The sequence below is a fragment of the Burkholderia sp. IMCC1007 genome (assembly GCF_027257875.1).
In the GTDB taxonomy this organism is placed as follows: domain Bacteria; phylum Pseudomonadota; class Gammaproteobacteria; order Burkholderiales; family Burkholderiaceae; genus Burkholderia.
Map to the genome: position 1 here is coordinate 1 of NZ_JAPVQY010000079.1, position 21,583 is coordinate 21,583.

General features: G+C 66.9%; 16 protein-coding genes, 1 tRNA gene and 1 pseudogene. 11 read left to right on the forward strand and 7 right to left on the reverse strand.

Annotation, left to right across the window (positions count from 1 at the left end):
- The first annotated feature begins 164 nt into the window (after positions 1 to 164).
- The 4 genes from O1Q03_RS36570 (at position 165) to O1Q03_RS36585 (ending at position 3,902) form a co-directional block, all read left to right on the forward strand.
- Positions 165 to 1,154, forward strand: coding sequence for a YVTN family beta-propeller repeat protein (locus O1Q03_RS36570; RefSeq protein WP_269510348.1), 990 nt, complete (start codon positions 165 to 167; stop codon positions 1,152 to 1,154).
- 16 nt (positions 1,155 to 1,170) lie between these two features.
- The gene (locus tag O1Q03_RS36575; RefSeq protein WP_269510351.1) at positions 1,171 to 2,145 is read left to right on the forward strand and encodes a sterol desaturase family protein; all 975 of its coding nucleotides are present in this window, start codon (positions 1,171 to 1,173) and stop codon (positions 2,143 to 2,145) included.
- A 117-nt stretch (positions 2,146 to 2,262) separates the two neighbouring features.
- Positions 2,263 to 3,090 (forward strand): EI24 domain-containing protein, encoded by an 828-nt coding sequence (locus tag O1Q03_RS36580; protein WP_269510354.1) that lies wholly within the window; start codon positions 2,263 to 2,265, stop codon positions 3,088 to 3,090.
- Positions 3,087 to 3,902 carry a competence/damage-inducible protein A gene (locus O1Q03_RS36585; RefSeq protein WP_269510356.1) on the forward strand — a complete coding sequence of 272 codons (816 nt, stop codon included), beginning with the start codon at positions 3,087 to 3,089 and terminating at the stop codon, positions 3,900 to 3,902. Before O1Q03_RS36580 ends, O1Q03_RS36585 begins: the two co-directional genes overlap by 4 nt.
- A gap of 115 nt (positions 3,903 to 4,017) precedes the next feature.
- On the opposite strand, the gene O1Q03_RS36590 is transcribed toward O1Q03_RS36585, so the two are convergent.
- Complete coding sequence (locus O1Q03_RS36590; RefSeq protein ID WP_269510359.1) at positions 4,018 to 4,482, reverse strand: rhodanese-like domain-containing protein; 465 nt, start codon at positions 4,480 to 4,482, stop codon at positions 4,018 to 4,020.
- 405 nt (positions 4,483 to 4,887) lie between these two features.
- Between O1Q03_RS36590 and glnA the strand changes: the two genes are divergently transcribed.
- From glnA to O1Q03_RS36610, 4 genes are all read left to right on the forward strand, one after another.
- Positions 4,888 to 6,303, forward strand: a complete 1,416-nt coding sequence (glnA, locus tag O1Q03_RS36595; RefSeq protein ID WP_006482510.1) for a type I glutamate--ammonia ligase — start codon at positions 4,888 to 4,890, stop codon at positions 6,301 to 6,303.
- A gap of 160 nt (positions 6,304 to 6,463) precedes the next feature.
- Positions 6,464 to 7,606 carry a nitrogen regulation protein NR(II) gene (gene glnL, locus O1Q03_RS36600; protein WP_269510362.1) on the forward strand — a complete coding sequence of 381 codons (1,143 nt, stop codon included), beginning with the start codon at positions 6,464 to 6,466 and terminating at the stop codon, positions 7,604 to 7,606.
- 43 nt (positions 7,607 to 7,649) lie between these two features.
- The gene (gene ntrC / locus O1Q03_RS36605; RefSeq protein ID WP_269510364.1) at positions 7,650 to 9,182 is read left to right on the forward strand and encodes a nitrogen regulation protein NR(I); all 1,533 of its coding nucleotides are present in this window, start codon (positions 7,650 to 7,652) and stop codon (positions 9,180 to 9,182) included.
- A gap of 80 nt (positions 9,183 to 9,262) precedes the next feature.
- Positions 9,263 to 11,389: a prolyl oligopeptidase family serine peptidase gene (locus O1Q03_RS36610; RefSeq protein WP_269510367.1), complete on the forward strand. Its 2,127-nt coding sequence runs from the start codon at positions 9,263 to 9,265 to the stop codon at positions 11,387 to 11,389.
- 25 nt (positions 11,390 to 11,414) lie between these two features.
- Here O1Q03_RS36610 and xth read toward each other — a convergent pair whose 3' ends face one another.
- Positions 11,415 to 12,191 carry an exodeoxyribonuclease III gene (gene xth / locus O1Q03_RS36615; RefSeq protein ID WP_269510370.1) on the reverse strand — a complete coding sequence of 259 codons (777 nt, stop codon included), beginning with the start codon at positions 12,189 to 12,191 and terminating at the stop codon, positions 11,415 to 11,417.
- 182 nt (positions 12,192 to 12,373) lie between these two features.
- Here xth and O1Q03_RS36620 point away from each other — a divergent pair.
- Positions 12,374 to 12,450, forward strand: a tRNA-Met gene (locus O1Q03_RS36620).
- A gap of 204 nt (positions 12,451 to 12,654) precedes the next feature.
- On the opposite strand, the gene O1Q03_RS36625 is transcribed toward O1Q03_RS36620, so the two are convergent.
- Positions 12,655 to 13,347 carry an aspartate/glutamate racemase family protein gene (locus O1Q03_RS36625; RefSeq protein WP_269510372.1) on the reverse strand — a complete coding sequence of 231 codons (693 nt, stop codon included), beginning with the start codon at positions 13,345 to 13,347 and terminating at the stop codon, positions 12,655 to 12,657.
- A gap of 189 nt (positions 13,348 to 13,536) precedes the next feature.
- Here O1Q03_RS36625 and dinB point away from each other — a divergent pair, with 189 nt between their 5' ends.
- Positions 13,537 to 14,757, forward strand: coding sequence for a DNA polymerase IV (gene dinB, locus O1Q03_RS36630; RefSeq protein WP_269510374.1), 1,221 nt, complete (start codon positions 13,537 to 13,539; stop codon positions 14,755 to 14,757).
- 62 nt (positions 14,758 to 14,819) lie between these two features.
- Here dinB and O1Q03_RS36635 read toward each other — a convergent pair whose 3' ends face one another.
- The 4 genes from O1Q03_RS36635 to fixL all read right to left on the reverse strand — a co-directional run bounded on the left by O1Q03_RS36635 (position 14,820) and on the right by fixL (position 21,408).
- Entirely contained in the window at positions 14,820 to 16,907 is a 2,088-nt protein-coding gene (locus O1Q03_RS36635; protein ID WP_269510376.1) for a M3 family metallopeptidase, read from the reverse strand.
- Between the two features lie 255 nt (positions 16,908 to 17,162).
- Positions 17,163 to 18,020 carry a bifunctional methylenetetrahydrofolate dehydrogenase/methenyltetrahydrofolate cyclohydrolase FolD gene (folD, locus tag O1Q03_RS36640; protein WP_269510378.1) on the reverse strand — a complete coding sequence of 286 codons (858 nt, stop codon included), beginning with the start codon at positions 18,018 to 18,020 and terminating at the stop codon, positions 17,163 to 17,165.
- 236 nt (positions 18,021 to 18,256) lie between these two features.
- Positions 18,257 to 18,895, reverse strand: coding sequence for an oxygen response regulator transcription factor FixJ (gene fixJ / locus O1Q03_RS36645; RefSeq protein ID WP_006493245.1), 639 nt, complete (start codon positions 18,893 to 18,895; stop codon positions 18,257 to 18,259).
- The gene (gene fixL / locus O1Q03_RS36650; RefSeq protein WP_124829401.1) at positions 18,892 to 21,408 is read right to left on the reverse strand and encodes an oxygen sensor histidine kinase FixL; all 2,517 of its coding nucleotides are present in this window, start codon (positions 21,406 to 21,408) and stop codon (positions 18,892 to 18,894) included. The genes fixJ and fixL overlap by 4 nt, the downstream gene beginning before the upstream one ends.
- Between fixL and O1Q03_RS40035 the strand changes: the two are divergent.
- Positions 21,328 to 21,545 (forward strand): annotated as a pseudogene (locus O1Q03_RS40035) (hypothetical protein); the annotation flags it as partial. The gene fixL and the pseudogene O1Q03_RS40035 overlap by 81 nt on opposite strands.
- Between the last annotated feature and the right edge of the window lie 38 nt (positions 21,546 to 21,583).

Here is a 21,583-nt window from a genome sequence, read left to right on the forward strand (position 1 = left end):
CGGCGGCCGGCCCGGGCCTGCGCCGCGGCGCAGGCCGCGGCGGGTCGTCCGGCCGCCGCGGCGTGCGGCAAGGTGGCGCAAACGCGGCGCAATACCGGCGTGGGTCAACCGGAGGGGCCCGCCGAACGTTCTACAATCACTGCTGTTCCACGACGTGAGTCTTCATGCGCACTTTCCTTTCCTTCGGCCGCACGCTTGCGCTGGCCGCCGCCGTGCTGGCGCCCGCCGCACACGCGAATAACGTGATCGTCCTCAATTCGGCCGAAGCGACGCTTTCCCTGATCGACCAGCAGTCCCGCGAGGTCGTGTCCACGATGCCGACCGGCAAGGAGCCGCACCATTTGATGGCGACGCCCGACAATTCGTCGCTGATCGTCGCAAATTCGGTCTCGAACAGCCTGATGTTCGTCGATCCGAAGACGGGCAAGCTGCAGCGCACGGTCGAAGGCATCGAGGATCCGTACCAGCTCGGCTTCTCGCCCGATAAAAAGTGGTTCGTGTCGACCGGGCTGCGCCTCGACCGGCTCGACATCTACAGCTACGACGGCCGCGACCTGCATCTCGTGACGCGCTTGCCGCTCGCGGTGATGCCGAGCCACCTCGCGTTCACGAAGGACAGCAAGACGGTGCTCGTGTCGCTGCAGGTGTCCGGCGAGATCGCGGCGGTCGACCTCGCGACGCAGACGGTCAAGTGGAAGATGCCGGTCGGCAAGGTGCCGGCGGGCCTGTGGATGACGCCGGACGACAAATACCTGCTGGTCGGCATGACGGGCGCCGATTACGTCGCGGTCGTCGACTGGCGCAATCAGAAGGTCGTCAAGACGATCCAGACCGGCAAGGGCGCGCACAACTTCCGCTCGCTCGCCGACGGCACGCACGTCGCGATCACGAACCGGGTCGCGAACACGATCAGCATCATCGACGAGATCACGCTCACCAAGGTCGGCGACATCACCGGCCTCTTGCCGGGCCCCGACGACATGGAGCTGTCCGCCGACAAGAAGACGCTGTGGGTGACGTTCCGTTTCGCGAAGAAGGTCGGGATCATCGACCTGGCGTCGCGCAAGCTGGTGCAGACGATCTCCGTCGGCCGCTCGCCGCACGGCATCTACTTCTACGACCGCGCGCCGTGGAAGGCGGCGAACGGCGCGTAACGGACGGAGCTCGGCGATGCTGCACCTGATCGATACCTTCGTGTCGAACATCCAGACCTGGCTGTACGTCGACGTCGTGCAGCCGCTCCTCTTCAAGTTCGACCTGATGGACTATGACGAGGACACCTACGACGCGCTGTACTGGGTGATCATCGGCGCGCTGCAGATGGTGCTGATGTTCGCGCTGCTGCGCCCGCTCGAGGCGCTCGCGCCCGTCGAGCGCTGGAAGAACCGCCGCGCGGTGCGCGTCGACGTGATCTACACGGCGATCTCGAAGCTCGGCATCTACACGCTGTTCTTCTTCTTCGCGCTGCAGCCGGTGTTCGACAAGTTCCAGGCGTGGCTGCGCCTGCACGGCGTCGCGAACGTGAACCTCGACTATCTGTGGCCGGGCGTCACGTCGAAGCCGATCGTCGCGTTCGCGATCTACCTCGTCGTGCTCGATTTCGCTGGCTACTGGTATCACCGCTGGCAGCACAAGTTCGGCATCTGGTGGGAGCTGCACGCGGTCCATCACAGCCAGCGGCAGATGTCGCTGTGGTGCGACGACCGCAACCACCTGCTCGACGACGTGCTCCAGTCCTGTTTCTTTGCCGCGATCGCGCTCGTGATCGGCGTGACGCCGTCGCAGTTCGTCGTGCTGACCGCGGTCACGAACTTCCTGCAGAGCATCCAGCATACGAATGCACGGCTGTCGTACGGCCGCATCGGCGAGCGCCTGCTCGTGAGCCCGATCTTCCACCGCCGCCACCATGCGGTCGGCTACGGCCACGAAGGCACCAAGTACGGCTGCAACTTCGGCGTGCTGTTCCCGTGGTGGGACATGATGTTCGGCACCGCGTCGTGGAACCGCACGGTCGAGCCGACCGGCATCCGCGAGCAGGTCGAGGGCGTGTCCTACGGCGAAGGCTTCTGGGCGCAGCACGGCCTCGCGTTCGTGCGGATCTTCCGGCGCCTCGTTCCCGCGAAGCGCGGCGCGGCATCGGCCTGATCCCGAGCGGGCCTTTCTCCCGTTGAACGGCTTTCCCACACGGCCCGCATGCGCTTTGGCGCATGCGGGCCGTGTGGTTTATCCTTTCCCCGTTTTTCTCCACCGATACAGGTCCGCATGAACGACTTGCTGCGCTCCTTCGTCCGGGCGCTCGTCAGCGCGCTGCACCCGCGCATGCTGTGGCTCACCCTGATGCCGTTCGTCGTGTCGGCGCTGCTGTGGGGCGTCGTGCTGTGGTTCTCGTGGCAGACGCTGATCGACGTCGCGCGCGGCGCGCTCGACGGCTTCATGCTGACCGCCGCGCTGTACCGCGCGTTCGACGCGATCGGGATGTCGCAGCTGCACGCGGTCGTCGCGCCGTTCGTCGTCGTGTCGCTGGCGATTCCGCTGATCGTGCTCACCGTGCTGCTGCTGATCGCGACGATCTCGATGCCGGTCGTGATCAAGCACCTGTCGAACCGACAGTTCGCGGCGCTCGAAGCGAAGCGGGGCGGCACCTTCTTCGGCAGCGTGTTCAATTCGCTCGGCGCGGCGATCGTCGGCGTCGTGCTGCTCGTCGTCACGATCCCGCTGTGGCTGATTCCGCCGTTCTTCGCGCTGCTGCCGCCCGTGATCTGGGGCTGGCTCACGTACCGCGTGATGACCTACGACGCGCTCGCGCAGCACGCGAGCCGCGACGAGCGCCGCGCGCTCGTGCGCCGGCATCGCTGGCCGCTGATCGGCATCGGCGTCGCGACCGGGCTGCTCGGCACCGTGCCGACCTTCGTGTGGGTATCGTCGGTCTGGATGATGGTGCTGTTCCCGTTCGTCGCGGCGGCCATGATCTGGGTATACGCTTTCATCCTCGTCTTCTCGGCGCTGTGGTTCGGGCACTATTGCCTGCGCGCGCTGGAAGACCTGCGCGCGAGCTCGCGCGCCACCGCAATCGACATGGGGCAGGCATGAGCATCGGCATCATCATCATCGGCGACGAAATCCTTTCGGGTCGCCGGCAGGACAAGCATCTGGCGAAGGTCATCGAGCTGCTCGGTGCGCGCGGCCTCGCGCTCGACTGGGCCGAATACGTCGGCGACGATCCGGCGCGCATCACCGCGACGCTCGCGCGCGCGATCGCATCCGGCGACATCGTGTTCTCGACGGGCGGGATCGGCGCGACGCCGGACGACCACACGCGCCAGTGCGCGGCCGCCGCGCTCGGCGTGCCGCTCGAGCTGCATCCGGAAGCGAAGGTGCTGATCTCGGAGCGCATCCGCGAGACGCACGCCGATCCGGCCACGCCGGTCGACTTCGATTCGCCGGAAAACCAGCACCGCTTCAACATGGGCGTGTTCCCGGTGGGCGCGACGATCATTCCGAACGGGTACAACCGGATTCCCGGCTTCTCGGTCGGCGATCTGCACTTCGTGCCGGGCTTCCCGGTGATGGCGTGGCCGATGATCGAATGGGTGCTCGACACGAAGTACCGGCATCTGCATCACGCAAGCCCGCACGCGGAGCGTTCGCTGTACGTGTTCGAACTGCCGGAGTCGACGCTCACGCCGCTGATGGAGAAGATCGAGCGCGACTTCCCCGGCGTGCGCGTGTTCAGCCTGCCGAGCGTGGGCGACGCGGAACGCGGCGGGATCTACACGCGCCGGCATATCGACCTTGGCGTGAAGGGCGAGCCGGAGGCAGTCGCGGCCGCGTTCGTGAAGCTGCGTGAAGGCGTGCATCTGCTCGGCGGCGATATCGTCGAGCCCGATGCGCCGCGCGCCTGAGCGGTCAGCAACACGGCGTACCAAAAGCAACGGGCCGCGCAACGCGGCCCGTCATCGGCATGTCATCGCCCGGCTCGACGATGTCGAAGTCGGGCGCGGCGCACGGCAGGCGCGCTCAGGCGCCGATCCACGGCAGTTTCCGGAAGCACCAGCCGTCGACCGTCTTGCGGTGGCCCTCGGCGTCCTTCGCGCCTTCGAAGCCTTCGAGCAGGTCGAGCGCCTTCGTGAAGCCGGCCTGCGCGGACGCGACCGCGGCGAGCTTCGAGCGCGCGGCGCTGCGGCACAGGAACAACAAGGGCGCATCGGGTGCGACGGCCGCCTTCAGTTCGTTGACGAACTCGGCGTTCGGCACGCCGCCCGGGTAGCGCGTCCATTCGATGTGCAGGTACTGGCCGTCGCCGACGAGCGGGCGGCCGACCCAGTCGAGCTCGGCGCGGGTGCGCACGTCGACGAGGCGGGCCGACGGGTCGAGCTGCAGCAGTTCGAATGCCTCGACCGGCAGCAATGCGCCGGCATAGTTGAGCGAGCCTTGGGTGCGGCGTTCTTCGGCCTTCGCGTAAAGCTGGTCGAGCGTACTCATGGCGGGAGGTCTCCGTATCGGTCAAACGAGCATTCTAGCGCGCTGCCGCTGCATGGATGTCCGGGCGCGTGCGGTGCATGCACCGCCCCCGCGCTCACCAAAAGAGTGCAGAATGGCGTGCATGCACCACAATGATTCCATTCCGCCGGTCGGTCACGGAGTTTGCACTATCGTGGTGCGATCGATCGGCACATGTCGCGCGCCGTAGCCCCGGAATTGCGCAGCCGGGCCCCGCTACGGCGCGGGCCGGCGCGGTTCCGGCCGGTTCGGCGCGAGGCTGGCATGGAAGCTGCTATATAGAATTCGGTCGACCCGGAGCGCGCTGCGCCAAAGCCAGACTCCGGGCAGCTCGATAAACGAGGCGGTTCCCAGTCCGCCGGAATTGTTCAATCAGGAGAAGAGGTTATGAGTAAAACCGTCGCCGACGTCATGCAGCTCGTGAAGGACGAGGACGTCAAGTTTGTCGATTTCCGCTTCACGGATACGCGCGGCAAGGAACAGCACGTGTCGGTGCCGGTTTCGGCGTTTGACGAAGACAAGTTCGAGAGCGGTCATGCATTCGACGGTTCGTCGATCGCGGGCTGGAAGGGTATCGAGGCGTCGGACATGCTGCTCATGCCGGACCCGAACGCCGCGTTCATCGACCCGTTCTATGAAGAGTCGACGCTGGTGCTGACCTGCGACGTGGTCGAGCCGGCCGACGGCAAGGGCTACGAGCGCGACCCGCGTTCGCTCGCGAAGCGCGCCGAAGCGTACCTGAAGAGCACGGGCATCGGCGACACGGCCTACTTCGGTCCGGAGCCGGAATTCTTCATTTTCGACTCGGTCCAGTGGAACACGGACATGTCGGGCTGCTTCGTGAAGATCAACTCGGAAGAAGCACCGTGGTCGGCAGGCAAGGAATTCGAAGGCGGCAACACGGGCCACCGTCCGGGCACGAAGGGCGGCTACTTCCCGGTCGCGCCGGTCGACACGTTCCAGGACATGCGTTCGGAAATGTGCCTGCTGCTCGAACAGCTCGGCATCCCGGTCGAAGTGCACCACCACGAAGTGGCGGGCCAGGGCCAGAACGAAATCGGCACGAAGTTCTCGACGCTGGTCGAGCGCGCCGACTGGACGCAATGGTCGAAGTACATCATCCATAACGTCGCGCACTCGTACGGCAAGACGGCGACGTTCATGCCGAAGCCGGTCGTCGGCGACAACGGTTCGGGCATGCACGTTCACCAGTCGATCTGGAAGGACGGCCAGAACCTGTTCGCGGGCAACGGCTACGCCGGCCTGTCGGAACTGGCGCTGTTCTACATCGGCGGCATCATCAAGCATGCTCGCGCGCTGAACGCGATCACGAACCCGACGACGAACTCGTACAAGCGTTTGGTCCCGCACTTCGAAGCGCCGGTCAAGCTCGCCTACTCGGCACGCAACCGTTCGGCATCGATCCGCATTCCGCACGTGTCGAACCCGAAGGGCCGCCGTATCGAAACGCGCTTCCCGGATCCGATGGCGAACCCGTACCTGCTGTTCTCGGCGCTGATGATGGCCGGCCTCGACGGGATCCAGAACAAGATCCATCCGGGCGAAGCAGCGGACAAGAACCTGTACGACCTGCCGCCGGAAGAGGATGCAAAGATCCCGACCGTCTGCGCAGGCCTCGACCAGGCACTGGAAGCGCTCGACAAGGATCGCGAGTTCCTGACCCGTGGCGGCGTGTTCACGGACAGCATGCTCGACGCGTACCTCGCGCTGAAGGAGCAGGAACTGGCGAAGTTCCGCATGACGACGCATCCGATCGAGTTCGAGATGTACTACTCGCTGTAATCGGCGATGGCGCTTCGATTCAGCGCCGTCATGCCGGTTCGCTCCCGTCGCGCGGCTTGCGGCGGGAGCGGCGGAGTCTGAAGGGGGACGGCGTCCAGCCGTCCCCTTTTCGTTCCGAGCATTTTCAATTTCCGACCGGTGACGCGCGACGACACGCACGATGGCTCTGAAGAATCTGATCAAGGCGAAGACGAGGCAGCCCGAGCGACTCACGGAAGACGAGCGGCTCATGCAATCGGGCCTGCTTGCGGGGCTGGAAGCGCTGCCGACGGTCGTGATCGTGCTCGACCGCAAGACGCTGCGGGTCGCGTTCGCGAATCCGTCCGCGGAAGCGATGCTCGACATGTCGCGCCGGCAGCTCGCGCAGCGGCCGTGGGGCGAGATTTTCCCGAACGCGAACGAACTCGCATCGACGATCACCGCGATCGGCGAGGAGCGCTTTCACGCGACGCATCTCGACACGGTGCTCGACCGGCCCGGCCACGAGGCGCTGCACGTGCATGCGATCGTCGGCTTCCTCGAGACCGCGCCCGATTTCGTGCTCGTCGAGCTGTTCGAGAACGAACGGCAGTCGCGCACCGACCGTGAAGAGCGCATTCACGACCTGACCGCGGTCAACAAGCAACTGATCCGCAACCTCGCGCACGAGATCAAGAACCCGCTCGGCGGCATTCGCGGCGCAGCCCAGCTGCTCGAATTCGAGCTGAGCGAGCGCGAGCGCGGCGAGTTGCGCGAATACACGCAGGTGATCATCAAGGAGTCCGACCGCCTGCAGACGCTCGTCGACCGGTTGCTGGAGCCGCATCGGCATCCGCACATCGTCGGCGACGTGAACATTCACGAAGTATGCGAACGCGTGCGCGCGGTGATGCTCGCGGAATTTCCGCGCGGGCTCACGATCGAGCGCGACTACGACGTGAGCGTGCCGGACCTGCGCGGCGACAAGGAGCAACTGATCCAGGCGCTGCTGAACATCGTGCGCAATGCCGCGCAGGCGCTGCGCGAGCGGATCGCGCAGGGCGACGCGAAGATCGAGCTGCGCACGCGCGTCGCGCGCAAGGTGACGATCGCGAAGCGCCTGTACAAGCTGGCACTGGACTTGCACGTGGTCGACAACGGGCCCGGCATTCCGGAAGAGATCCGCGACCGGATCTTCTATCCGCTCGTGTCCGGCCGCGACGACGGCAGCGGCCTCGGCCTCACGCTCGCGCAGACCTTCGTGCAGCAGCACGACGGGACGATCGAGGTCGAGAGCCGGCCTGGACGTACCGAGTTTCAGATTTTGCTGCCGCTCGACCATTGAGCGGCAGTGCGATTCACCGGATTCACCAATCTCTGACCGACCTATGAAGCCGATCTGGATAGTAGACGACGACCAATCGATCCGCTGGGTGCTCGAAAAGGCGCTCGCCCGGGACAGCTTCGCGACGAAGAGCTTCGCGAACGTGCGCGATGCGCTGGCCGCACTCGATCACGAGACGCCGCAGGTGCTCGTGTCCGACATCCGGATGCCGGGCGGCTCCGGCCTCGAGTTGCTGCAGGCGATGCACGAGCGCTTGCCCGGTTTGCCCGTCATCATCATGACGGCGTTCTCCGATCTCGACAGCGCCGTCGCGGCGTTCCAGGGCGGCGCGTTCGAATATCTCGCGAAGCCGTTCGACGTCGACAAGGCCGTCGAACTGATTCGCCGCGCGGTCGAGGAAAGCCTGCGCGGCGGCGCGCCGCAGGACGAGCGCGTGGCCGAAGCGCCCGAGATGCTCGGCCAGGCGCCCGCGATGCAGGACATGTTCCGCGCGATCGGCCGCCTGTCGCATTCGGCCGCGACCGTGCTGATCACCGGCGAATCGGGCACCGGCAAGGAGCTCGTCGCACGGGCGCTGCACCGTCACAGCCCGCGTGCGAACGGCCCGTTCATCGCGCTGAACACCGCGGCGATTCCGAAGGATCTGCTCGAATCCGAGCTGTTCGGCCATGAGCGCGGCGCGTTCACCGGCGCGCAGACCACGCGCCAGGGCCGCTTCGAGCAGGCCGAGAACGGCACGCTGTTCCTCGACGAAATCGGCGACATGCCGTTCGACCTGCAGACGCGCCTGTTGCGCGTGCTGTCGGACGGCCAGTTCTACCGCGTCGGCGGGCACAACCCGCTGCGCGCGAACGTGCGCGTGATCGCCGCGACGCACCAGAATCTCGAGTCGCGCGTGCGGCAGGGGCTGTTCCGCGAGGACCTCTACCACCGGCTCAACGTGATCCGGCTGCGCCTGCCGCCGCTGCGCGAACGTAGCGAGGACATCGCGCTGCTCACGCGCCACTTCCTGCAGAAGAGCGCGCGCGATCTCGGCGTCGAGCCGAAGCGCGTGTCCGACGAGGCGCTCGCGTACCTGACGTCGCTGGCCTTTCCCGGCAACGTGCGACAGCTCGAGAACCTCGCGAACTGGCTGACCGTGATGGCGCCCGCGCAGACGGTCGAGATCAAGGATCTGCCGCCGGATCTCGTGCCGGCAGGCGCGCCGGTGACGGCGACGGCCGATGGCGCGGATGCGCCTGGCGCCGCGAGCGCGTACGGCGGGGCGGGCGACGTCGCGCGTGCGCAGCCGGCAGCCGGGGCGATGCCGTTGACGTCGGCGCCCGTCGCGGCCGCACCGAACGGCGCACCGGCCGGCTATCCGATGTGGGAGAACGGCCTGCGTACCGAGGTCGCGCGGCTGTTGCGCGAGAATTCGGGCGGCGTGATGGACGAACTCGCGCGCCGCTTCGAGGCGGCCGTGATCCGCGAGGCACTCGACTTCACGCGCGGCCGCAAGGTCGAGGCGGCCGAGCGGCTCGGCATCGGTCGCAACACGATCACGCGCAAGATCCAGGAACTCCACCTGGAGCCGTAAGCACCGCACGCGGCATGCGCGGACATCGCGCATGCCGCGATCGGACATAATCGCGGTTTGCCGTCACGTACGTCTCCGTCATGTCCGATTCCTTCCGCTGGCCCGCTGGGGCCGATCCGTTCCGTTTTCTCGAAGCGCTCGACAGCAAGCGCGCCCGCGCGTGGGTCGACGAGCAGAATGCGCGCACGCGCGTCGCGCTGCGCGACGACGATGCGTATCGCGCGCTCGCCGCGCGGCTCGCGCACGCGTATCTGCCGCGCGAACGCCCGGTGATCCCGACGCGTTGGCGCGACTGGGCGTACGACCTGTGGCAGGACGATCTCCATCCCAAGGGACTGTGGCGCCGCGCGCGCTGGGACGACTGGCGCGCCGGCCGGCCCGACTGGGAAACGCTGCTCGACGTCGATGCGCTCGGCGCGCAGGAGGGCGAGTCGTGGCTGTTCGAGCAGGACACGATCCTGTATCCGGACGGCGACCGGGCGCTGTTGTCGCTGTCGCCGGGCGGCGCCGACGCGGTCGTCGTGCGCGAGTTCGATCTCGTGCAGCGCCGTTTCGTCGACGGCGGCTTCACGATCGACGCGCCGGGGCATCACACGGTCGGCTGGATCGACCGCGATACCGTCTACGTGAGCTGGGATCGCGGCGACGCGCATGCGACCGCGGCCGGCTATCCGTACGAAGCGCGACGCTGGGTGCGCGGCACGGCGCTCGCCGATGCGCCCGTCGTGTTCCGCGGCGAACCCGACGACATCAGCGCGGGCGCGTGGTTCGATCCGATCGACGGCCGCCACGTCGCGTGGCGCAGCGTGGACTTCTTCGACGCGCATTCGTACTGGCTGACCGGCGCCGGCGAATGGGCGCGCTACGATGTGCCGACCCATGTCGAGGTCGGTTTCTGGGAAGGCTGGCTGATGCTGGAGCCGCGGCTCGACTGGGACTGCGGCGGCGTGCATCACGCGGGCGGCTCGCTGCTCGCGATCCGCGAGCACGCGTTCCTCGCCGGGTCGCGCGACTTCACGACGCTGTTCGCGCCGCGACCGTCGACGTCCGCGTGCACTTGGACGCACACGCGCACCCTGCTGATCGCGAGCTGGCTCGACGACGTGCACAACCGCACGATGCTGTGGCAGCCGACGCAGCGCGACGACGGCGCGTGGACGTGGAACGCGCGGCCGTTCGACTGGCCGGGCGACGCGCAGATCGATGTCGAGCCGGTCGAGCCGACGCTGAACGACGACGTGTATGTGGATGTCGACACGTACGTCGATCCGCCCGAATGCTGGCTCGCCGATCTGGCCGACCAGGCGGCCGATGCGCAATCGCGCCGCGTGCTGCTCGACCGTCCGCCGGTGCGCTTCGATGCGGCCGGGCTCGTCGTACGCCGCGCGAACGCGCGCTCGCGCGACGGCACGATCGTCCCGTACACGCTGATCGGGCCGCGTGACGCGCTGGATGCGCTCGATGCAGCGGATCGCCCCGACGGCCCGTCTCGCGTCGCGCGGCCGTGCCTGCTGTCCGGCTATGGCGGTTTCGCGATTCCGAACCTGCCGGGCTATAGCGACGCGCTCGGCATCGCGTGGCTCGAACGCGGCGGTGTCGCGGCGTTCGCGCACATCCGCGGCGGCGGCGAATTCGGGCCGGGCTGGCACGTCGACGCGCAGCGCGCGCATCGGCAGCGTTCGTTCGACGACTTCATCGCGGTGGCCGAGGATCTGATCCGCACCGGCGTGACGACGGCCGCGCAACTCGGTATCGAGGGCGGCAGCAACGGCGGGCTGCTGGTCGGCGCTTGCATGGTGCAGCGGCCGGAGCTGTTCGGCGCGGTGCTGTGCCGCGTGCCGCTGCTCGACATGCGGCGCTACCCGAAGCTGCACGCGGGCGCCGCATGGCTCGACGAGTACGGCGATCCGGACGATCCGCACGAAGGCGCGGCGCTCGCCGCCTATTCGCCGTATCACCGCGTGAGCGAAGGCGCCGTGTATCCGCCGCTGCTGCTCACGACGTCCACGCGCGACGATCGCGTGCATCCCGCGCATGCGCGCAAGATGGCCGCGCGCATGCATGCGCTCGGTCACGAACGGGTGTGGTACTGGGAGAACACCGACGGCGGCCACGGCAGCGCCGACGATCTGGAGCGAGCCGAAGCCGATGCGGCGGAATTCGGTTTCCTGTGGGCCCATCTCGGGCCCGCGCCCGCGCGCGGTTGAGCGCGGGCGTGAGCGGGTGGGGCGCTCAGCAGACGATCGCGACGACCGGCGTGTGATCCGACGGCTGTTCCCACGTACGCGGCACGCGGTCGATCTCGCACGACGTGCAGGATTCGGCGAGCGCCGGCGACAGCAGGATGTGGTCGATACGCAGCCCCGCGTTGCGGCGGAACGCGAACATCCGGTAGTCCCACCACGTGAAGAGCTTCTCGGGCTGCTCGAAGCGGCGGAACGCATCGACGAAGCCGAGTTCGAGCAGCTTCGCGAAGTGCGCGCGCTCTTCCGGCGACACGAGGTTCTGGCCTACCCACTTCGCCGGGTCGTGCACGTCGCGATCTTCCGGCGCGATGTTGAAGTCGCCGAGCAGCGCGAGTTTCGGATAGCGCTGCATCTCGGCGCCCAGCCACGCATGCAGCGCATCGAGCCACTGCATCTTGTAGAGGAATTTGTCGGAGCCGGGCGCCTGGCCGTTCGGGAAATACGCGGACACGATGCGCACGCCGTCGACCGTCACCGCAACGACCCGCTGCTGCGGGTCCTCGAAACCGGGGATGTTGCGCACGACGTCCGATTCGTCGACGGCGAGCGAGTCGCGCACGAGGATCGCGACGCCGTTGTAGGTCTTCTGGCCGGTGAACCAGCTACGGTAGCCGATGGCGTCGAGATCGGCTCGCGGGTATTTCTCGTCCGGCAGCTTCAGTTCCTGCAGGCACAGCACGTCGGCTCCGCTTTGCGCGAGCCAGTCGAGCACGTGCTGCTTGCGGACGTTGAGCGAGTTGACGTTCCAGGTGGCAATTTTCATGAACGGGGAGTGCGGGCGGGGTGAATGCGAAGGCCGCCATCTTACCGCGAGCGCGGGGCGCGAACGTGCGCAACACGCAATGCGGCACGGCGACTGCTCGTCGCGACGCTGACGGCTTGTAAAGAAATTGTGACAAAAGTGTTGACGTGAGTACTCCCTCACCCTATAATTTATTTCTCTGACGCGGGGTGGAGCAGTCTGGCAGCTCGTCGGGCTCATAACCCGAAGGTCGTAGGTTCAAATCCTACCCCCGCAACCAAGCACACCAGACGATGTGCAGCGCAAGTGACCGATGCGCGCTTCGTCGACAGGAACCCGGCCCCGTGCCGGGTTTTTTGTTTTCAGCGTCCGAACGGAGCATCATCGCCGCCGCCAGGCACGATGTGCGACCGCAAACCGGTGGCGCTTGCCGATAGCGTGCCCTGTGCCCGACTGTCGCCAGATGCGCAACGACACCCGCTTTTCAGCCCGCCGCCCACTCGACCGCCGCCTTCGCATGCAGCGCGGTCGTATCGAACACCGGCAGCGGCGAATCGTCCGCGCCGATCAGCAGCGTGATTTCCGTGCAGCCGAGAATCACCGCCTGCGCGCCGCGTTTCGCCAGTTCGTCGATGATCGCCACGTACGTCGCGCGCGATTCGGCTTCGATCACGCCATGACACAGCTCGTCGTAGATGATCCGGTGCACGTCGCCGCGCGCGGATTCGTCGGGCACCCGCACGTCGAGGCCGAACTTGTCGCGCAGCCGCTCCGCATAGAACGGCAGCTCCATCGTGTAGCGCGTGCCGAGCAGCGCGACGCGCTCGACGCCCGCAGCGCGCAGCGCGGCGCCGGTCGGATCGGCGATGTGCAGGAACGGCAGCGTCACCGCCGCTTCGATCGCCTCGTGCACGCGGTGCATCGTGTTGGTCGTCAGCACGACGAGATCGGCGCCGGCCGCTTCGAGCTGACGCGCGGCATCGGCCATCCGTGCGCCGAGCGCGGTCCAGTCCTGTGCGCGCTGCAGCGCTTCGATCTCCGCGAAATCGACCGTGACCAGCACGCTCTTCGCGTTGTGATGGCCGCCGTGCAGCGCCTTCGAATGGCGATTGATCATCCGGTAATACTCGGCCGACGATTCCCAGCTCATCCCGCCGATCAGTCCGATCGTCTTCATCCGTCACCCGTGTGTTTCGTATGTCGTGGCAGACGAGTATAGGGGGCGGCCCGTTCGTGCGGCGGTACGATCCGCGCGAAGCGGACCGGTACTGTGCGTGCCGCCCGGGCTGCCGCGCGCGGAGGGCCGGAATGGGCCGGGAAGGGCGGCAGCCGATCCAGGCAGCACGTGGCAGTTGAAACGGTCACTGTGTTTTTGTACAGTATCGGCACCGTGAATCCGACCATCATCCCGCCAGCCGATCCGGGCGCGCCGCCACCCGGCGATGCTCCGCCGCGCGTGCGCAAGATCATCCACTGCGATTGCGACTGCTTCTACGCGTCGGTGGAGATGCGCGACGACCCGTCGCTGCGCAACCGGCCGCTCGCGGTCGGCGGCCGGCCCGATCAGCGCGGCGTGATCGCGACCTGCAACTACGAGGCGCGACGCTACGGCGTGCATTCGGCAATGTCGGCGGCGCTCGCGATGCGCAAGTGTCCGGACCTGCTGATCCTGCCGTCCGCGATGGACAAATACCGCGCGGCATCGCGGCAGATCATGGCGATCTATCGCGACTACACGCACGACGTCGAGCCGCTGTCGCTCGACGAGGCATACCTCGACGTCAGCGGTTCCGGGCTGTGCCAGGGCAGCGCGACGCTGATCGCGCGGGAGATCCGCCAGCGCGTGCACGACACGGTCGGCGTGACGGTGTCGGCCGGCGTCGCGCCCAACAAGTTCATCGCGAAGATTGCGTCCGACTGGAACAAGCCCGACGGCCTGTTCGTCGTGCGCCCGCACGAAGTCGATGCGTTCGTCGCCGCGCTGCCGGTGCGCAAGCTGCACGGCGTGGGCAAGGTGACGGCCACGCGGCTCGACCGGCTCGGCATCCAGACCTGCGCGCAGTTGCGCGACTGGTCGCTGATCGACCTGCATCGCGAATTCGGTGCGTTCGGCCGGCGGCTGTACCAGCTCGCGCGCGGGATCGACGAGCGGCCCGTGCAGGCCGACCAGGAGCGCAAGTCGGTCAGCGTCGAGACGACCTACGTGACCGACCTGACGACGCTCGAGCAATGTGCGGACGAGATTCGCCGTCTCGTCGTGCAGCTCGATGCGCGGATCGCACGCGCCGGCGCGGCACGCGCGATCCGCAAGCTGTACGTGAAGATCCGCTTCGCCGATTTCCAGCGCACGACGGTCGAATGCGTGGCCGACGCGACGAACGCGCAGACGGCCGTCACGCTGCTCGCGAAGGGACTGCAGCGGCGTGCGCGGGCCGTGAGGCTGCTGGGCGTCGGCGTGCGCATCGACGAAGATACGGCCGAGCGTCACGGGCAATTCTCGCTGTTCGATGATGAAGCCGACGAAGCCGACACAGCCAGCGCACGCGCTGCAGCCAGCGCAGCCGGCGACGAAACGCCCGCACCATGAAGAAGGCACCGCCGAAGCGGTGCCTTGGTTCGATCCGCCCGGCGAACCGGGCAGGCGAGCGCTCAGTGCGCGGGCGCGGCCATCCCGTTGTGACGCAGCAGCGCGTCGATTTCCGGCTCGCGGCCGCGGAACGCCTTGAACGAATCCATCGCCGGGCGGCTGCCGCCGACTTCGAGGATTTCGCGGCGATAGCGCGTGCCGGTTTCCGCGTCGAGCACGCTGCCGCTTGCGGCGGCCGCTTCCTCGAACGCCGCGTACGCGTCGGCCGACAGCACTTCGGCCCACTTGTAGCTGTAGTAGCCGGCCGCGTAGCCGCCCGCGAAGATGTGGCTGAACGTGTTCGGCCAGCGCGAGAACGCCGCCTGCGGGATCACGTGGTAGCGCTCGTTGATCTCGCGCGCGAACGCGTTCACGCCGGTGGCGCCCGCCGGATCGAAGTCGACGTGCAGCAGCATGTCGAACATCGAGAACACGATCTGGCGCAGCGTGCCGAGCCCGCTCTGGAAGTTCTTCGCGGCGATCATCTTGTCGAACAGTGCGCGCGGCAGCGATGCGCCCGTGTCGATGTGCGACGACATCGACGACAGCACGTCCCATTCCCAGCAGAAGTTTTCCATGAACTGCGACGGCAGCTCGACCGCGTCCCATTCGACGCCGTTGATGCCCGACACGCCGAGTTCGTCGACGCGCGTGAGCATGTGATGCAGCCCGTGGCCGAATTCATGGAACAGCGTGATGACTTCGTCGTGCGTGAAGCACGCGGGCTTGCCGCCGACCGGCGCCGAGAAGTTGCAGGTCAGGTACGCGACCGGCGTCTGCACGGTGCTGCCGCGCTTCGCGCGCGCACGTGCGTCGTCCATCCACGCACCGCCGCGCTTGCCTTCGCGTGCGTACAGGTCGAGATAGAACTGCGCGACGAGCGAGCCGTCGCGGTTCTCGACGCGGAAAAAGCGCACGTCCTTGTGCCATACCGGCGCGTCGTCCGCCTTGATCCGCACGCCGAACAGCGTTTCGGTGACGTTGAACAGGCCCTTCAGCACGGCCGGTTCCGGAAAGTACTGCTTGACCTCGTTTTCCGAGAACGCGTAGCGCTGCTGGCGCAGCCGTTCGGCCGCGAACGCGACGTCCCACGGCGCGAGCTCGGTCAGGCCGAGTTCCTTCGCCGCGAACGCGCGCAGCTCGTCCCAGTCCTTGTCCGCATGCGGACGGGCGCGCGTTGCCAGATCCTCGAGGAACGCAATCACTTGCTGCGGCGATTCGGCCATTTTCGGCGCGAGCGACACTTCGGCGAAGTTGCGGTAGCCGAGCATCTGCGCTTCTTCGCGGCGCAGCTTCAGTTCATCGGCAACGATCGCCGTGTTGTCCCACTCGGCGTTGCCGCCGCCATACTGCGGCCCGAGCTCCGACGCACGCGTCGCATACGCGCGGTACAGCGTCTCGCGCATCGCGCGGTTCTCGGCGTACTGCAGCACCGGGAAGTAGGACGGGAAGTGCAGCGTGAATTTCCAGCCTTCCTTGCCTTCCTTCTGCGCGGCTTCACGCGCCGCTTCGATCGCGTCGCCCGGCAGGCCGGCCAGCTCGGCCTCGTCCTGCGCGAAATACGCGTACGCGTTGGTCGCGTCGAGCACGTGATCGGAGAACGCCTTCGACAGCGCGGCCTGCTGTTCCTGCAGTTCGGCGAAGCGCGGCTTCTGGTCTTCGGGCAGCTCGGCGCCCGACAGGCGGAAGTCGCGCAGCGCGTTGTCGAGGATCTTCTTGCGCTCGACCGACAGCGTCGCATATTCGGCGCTCGCGGCGATCGCCTTGTACTTCTCGTACAGCGCGAGATTCTGGCCGACGCTCGACCAGAATTCGGTCACGCGCGGCAGGTTCTCGCCGTAGGCGGCGCGCAGCTCCGGCGTATCGGCGACGGCGTTCAGGTGGCCGATGACGCCCCACGCCCGTCCGAGCGGCTCCGTGGCCTGCTCGACCGTCTCGACGATATCGGCCCAGGTCGCCGGTGTCGCGGGCGCGCTCGCGGTGTCGACCGCACGGTTGGCGGCGTCGAGCAGCGTGTCGAGCGCGGGCGTCACGTGTTCCGGGCGAATCTCGCCGAAGCGGGGCAGGCCGGAAAAATCGAGGAGCGGATTGGTGTTGGCGCTGGCGGACATTAAGACTCCCTGTCTGTTGCCGGATGAACCGGGGTGAAAAGGGTGGGCGCGATACCGCGGCGCCCGATACCGACATTATTGGGGCGCATCGCCTGCTTTCCAATCGTTAGTTTCTAACGACGCGATTGGGATGGGCCGACGGCGGGCGCAGCAGGGTCGGATACGGGCCGCGAACGCGGCGTCATGACGCGGCCGCGACGGCGGCCGGCAGGATGCCGGCGCACGCGTGCGCGCCGGCTGGGCGGGGCAGGGCGATCAGGCGGCCGCGGCGGCGCGCTCGGCGGCTTCGATCGTGTTGATCAGCAGCATCGTGATGGTCATCGGGCCGACGCCGCCCGGCACCGGCGTGATGTGGCCGGCGACTTCCTTCACGCCGGCGAAGTCGACGTCGCCGCACAGCTTGCCCGCGTCGTCGCGGTTCATGCCGACGTCGATCACCGTTGCGCCCGGCTTCACCATGTCGGCCGTCAGGATGTTGCGCTTGCCGACCGCGGCCACCACGATGTCGGCCTGGCGCGTGTGTGCGGCGAGGTCGCGCGTCTTGCTGTGGCAGATCGTCACGGTCGCGCCGGCTTCGAGCAGCAGCATCGCCATCGGCTTGCCGACGATGTTCGAGCGGCCGATCACGACCGCGTTCGCGCCCAGCAGCGGGATGTCATGCGCTTCGAACATCTTCATCACGCCGTACGGCGTGCACGGCCGGAACAGCGGCTTGCCGGTCATCAGCGCGCCGGCATTCGCGACGTGGAAACCGTCGACGTCCTTCTCCGGTGCGATCGCCTCGATCACCTTATGGCTGTCGATATGCGCGGGCAGCGGCAGCTGGACCAGGATCCCATGGATCTTCGGATCGCGGTTCAGCTCGTCGATGCGCGCGAGCAGGTCGGCTTCCGACAGCGTGTCCGGGTACGCATCCTTTTGCGAGAAGAAGCCGTTGTCCTCGCATGCCTTGATCTTGTTGCGCACGTAGACTTCGCTCGCCGGATTGGCGCCGACGAGGATGACCGCGAGGCCGGGCTGGTGGCCGCGTGCGGCCAGGGCGGCGGCGCGTTCGGCGGCCTGCGCGCGCAAGGTCTTCGATAGGGCGTTGCCGTCGATGAGGAGGGCTGTCATGGTGGTGGTCCTGCCGGGAAGTTGGAATGCGGGCGTGCGGCGCGCGAAACGCCGCAGCAAAGCACGCAATTATACCGTTCGCTTGCCGTCGTCCGACAGCGAATACACGGGAAGCGTCACGGCGGCGGTGCGGGACGTGCCGCGACGAAAGCGGGGAAGCACCGCGCGAGTGGGCCGCATCGCGCGGCGCGGTGGTGCGGCCGGCCGGGCAGGCGCCCCGCGGCCGCGTGCAACGTTCAGGCCTGCTTCTTGGACAGCGCGAGGCGCAGCAGATCGGCCACGGTGTTGACGTTGAGCTTTTCCATGATGTTCGCGCGGTGCGCTTCGACCGTCTTGATGCTGATCCCGAGATCGTCGGCGATCTGCTTGTTCAGGCGGCCCGCAATGATCCGTTCGAGCACTTGCTGTTCGCGCGCGGTCAGCTTCGACAGGCGTTCGCTCGCGGCGCGCTGTTCCTGGACGCTCTTGCTTTCGCTTCGGGCCTTGTCGAGCATCCGCTCGACCAGCTTGCGCAGCTCGGCTTCGTCGAACGGTTTCTCGATAAAGTCCATCGCACCCTTTTTCATCGTCGATACTGCCATCGGCACGTCGCCGTGGCCCGTGACGAAGATGATCGGCAGCGCGGCGTTGTCGGCGATCAGGCGCTCCTGCAGTTCGAGGCCGCTCATGCCCGACATCCGCACGTCGAGGATCAGGCATGCGATCTGGCCGGCCTGCTGCGCCGGCTGATAGGCATCGAGAAACTGCTCGGCGCTCGAGAAGCATTGCACGCGATAGCCGTTCGCCTCCAGCAGCCAGCGCAGCGAGTCCCGTACGGCTTCGTCGTCGTCGACGACGAAGACAGTTTCCTGAGTGGTGGTGACAGGGCTATTCATAGTTCTCCCGTAACGGTATGTGATGCCGATGCCTCGCGCCCCCCTTGGCCGAGATCAGCGGGTTCCCCAATGGGCAGGCTGCAGTGGAACGTCGCGCCGGAAATGCGGCCGTCCGGCTCGACGTTGTTGACCACCCACAGACGCCCCCGATGCGATTCGATGATCGAACGGCAGATGTTCAGCCCCATGCCCATGCCATCGGACTTGGTGCTGTAAAACGGTTCGAACAGACGCTCGGCGGTCGCTTCGTCGACGCCCGGCCCCTGGTCGATCACGCGGATGTCGACGAAGCCCGCATCGATGTCGGCGACGACGCGGATCATGCCGTCCGCCGACGCCGGCTTCACGTCGGCCATCGCTTCGGCCGCGTTCTTCATCAGGTTCACGAGCACCTGCTCGATGAGCACGGGGTCGACATAAATAATAGGCATTCTTGCGAGGATTTCCGTGACGATCCGGATCCTGCGCTTTCTGGCCTCGATTTCGGCGAGCCCGACCGCATCGGCGACGATGTCCGCGACCCGCGCCGGCTGGCGCTTCGGCTCGCTGCGCTTCACGAATTCGCGGATCCGCTTGACGATCATCCCCGCGCGCAGCGCCTGCTGCGCGGTCTTCTCCAGCGCGGGCTGGAGCGTCTCGGGCGTGCCGCGGCCGCTCTTCACCAGCGCGAGCGTGCCCGAGCAGTAGTTGTTGATCGCGGCGAGCGGCTGATTCAATTCGTGAGCAATCGACGACGCCATTTCACCCATCGTCATCAATCGGCTCGTGAACTGCAGCTTCTCTTCCTGCTGATGCGCGAGTTCCTGCGCCTTCTTGCGGGTCGTGATGTCGGTCGCGATCTGCATCTGCGCGAGGTGGCCGTCCACCCACTGGATGTACTGGCGGCGCACCTCGAACCACTTCTGGATGCTCTCGACGTACACCTCCTGCGCGTCGGCCGTGCTGCTCGTCAGCGCAGCCGCCGGCAGGCCCGCGAACGCGTCGACCATGTCGATCGAGTCCGACGACGCCTGCGCGCGGTCGAAGCCGCCGCCCGACAGCTCCAGATGGCCGTCCGGGCGAATGCCGAACAGGTGACGGTAGTAGCGGTTCGCGAACAGCAGCTCGGCCTCGTCGGCGGCGAGCACCGACACCGCGGCATCGAGGCTTTCGAGCACCGTCGTGAAGCGTTCGTGCGCGGCCGCGAGTTCCTCGCGCGCGCGCTTCGGCTCGGTGATGTCGGTCATCGACGACATCCAGCCCGTCTGGCGGCCCGAGCTGTCGATCAGCGGCGACACGTACAGGCGTGCGTGGAACAGCGTGCCGTTCTTGCGCCGCACGCGCAGCTCGAAGCCCGAGCTCGGCGCCTTGCCGCGCAGCGTCATGTCGAGCTGGCGCTGCATTTCCGGGTACGCGTCGCGCGGCCAGTACGGGAACGGCGCGACCTTGCCGACGAGGTCGGTTTCGTCCCAGCCCGTCATCCGGCAGAACGCGGGGTTCACGTGCGTGATGCGGCCGTGCATGTCGAGCACGCGCATGCCGATCAGCACCGAGTTCTCCATCGCGCGGCGGAAGAACGCTTCCGCGTACAGCGCCTGCTGCGCCTCGAAGCGCTGGCGCGTGTGCTTCCACAGGCTCCAGAGGCTCCACAGCACGAAGCACGACAGCCCGGCGACTAGCCACACGAGCGTATTGTTGGTCAGGTTCGTGAGCTGCGGGAACGCATACACGCGCACCGTCAGCCCCTGGCCGGGCGGGTCGAGCGGCAGGTCGTAGTGCGAGTCGCGCGGCAGGCGCGGGCGCGTCGACGTCGACGACAGCTCGCGGTTGTTCGAGTCGGTGATCGAGATCTTGTACTTCGACGACAGCTCCTGCGGGATGTCGTGCTTCAGGATCCCTTCGACCGAGAACACGGCGGCGATCGAGCCGAGATATTCGCGGTCGCCGCGCATCACGGGCGTCTGCAGCGTGATGTAGCCGTTGCCGAAGTCGTCGTAGATCAGCGGCGAATAGGCCTGGCGGCGCGTGCTGCGCGCTTCGTCGTACGCGCCGCGCACGGCGTCCTGCATCTGCGCGTCGCCGGGCTTCGCGAGCCGCTGGCCGAGCAGCGGCGGGTGCACGGTCGGCCAGCGCTGCACGCCGGGCGAGGTATACCAGTTCAGATAGAGGATTTCCGGATGCGTCTGCATCACGTCCGCGACGGCCATCTGGAACGCATTCTGGTCGAGGCGGCCCGAGGCGAGATCGCGCGACAGCGCCTGCAATTGTTCCTGCGCGCCCGTCATCGACAGGCGGATCTGCTGCTGCGCCCACGCGACGTTACGGAACAGCGTGTCTTCCTGCTGTTGCTGCTCGCGGCGATTGAGGCTCCATAGAATGAGGCTCATCACCACGAGGAACACGAGGATCGACAGCAGCGGCGTCAGCAAATAGGAATTGGACCACCACGGTCCGTGGTGCCAGCGGGACGGCTGCGACTCCGCCGGCGGGCCCGACGGTCGCGCCGAGCGTGCGAAAAGCCGATCGGTCAACATGGCAGGATTGTAGCGCAGCGCAATACATGGAAAACCTATACCGGATATGTTGAACGGAAACGGATTTGTCCGGAATGCGCGTGCCGGAGACGCCCGAAACAAGGGTGCAGCGCAGCAATATTCCGCATTACGAGAAAAGATCTCATAATTCGAAAATTTTGTTGCCCGGGTCGTA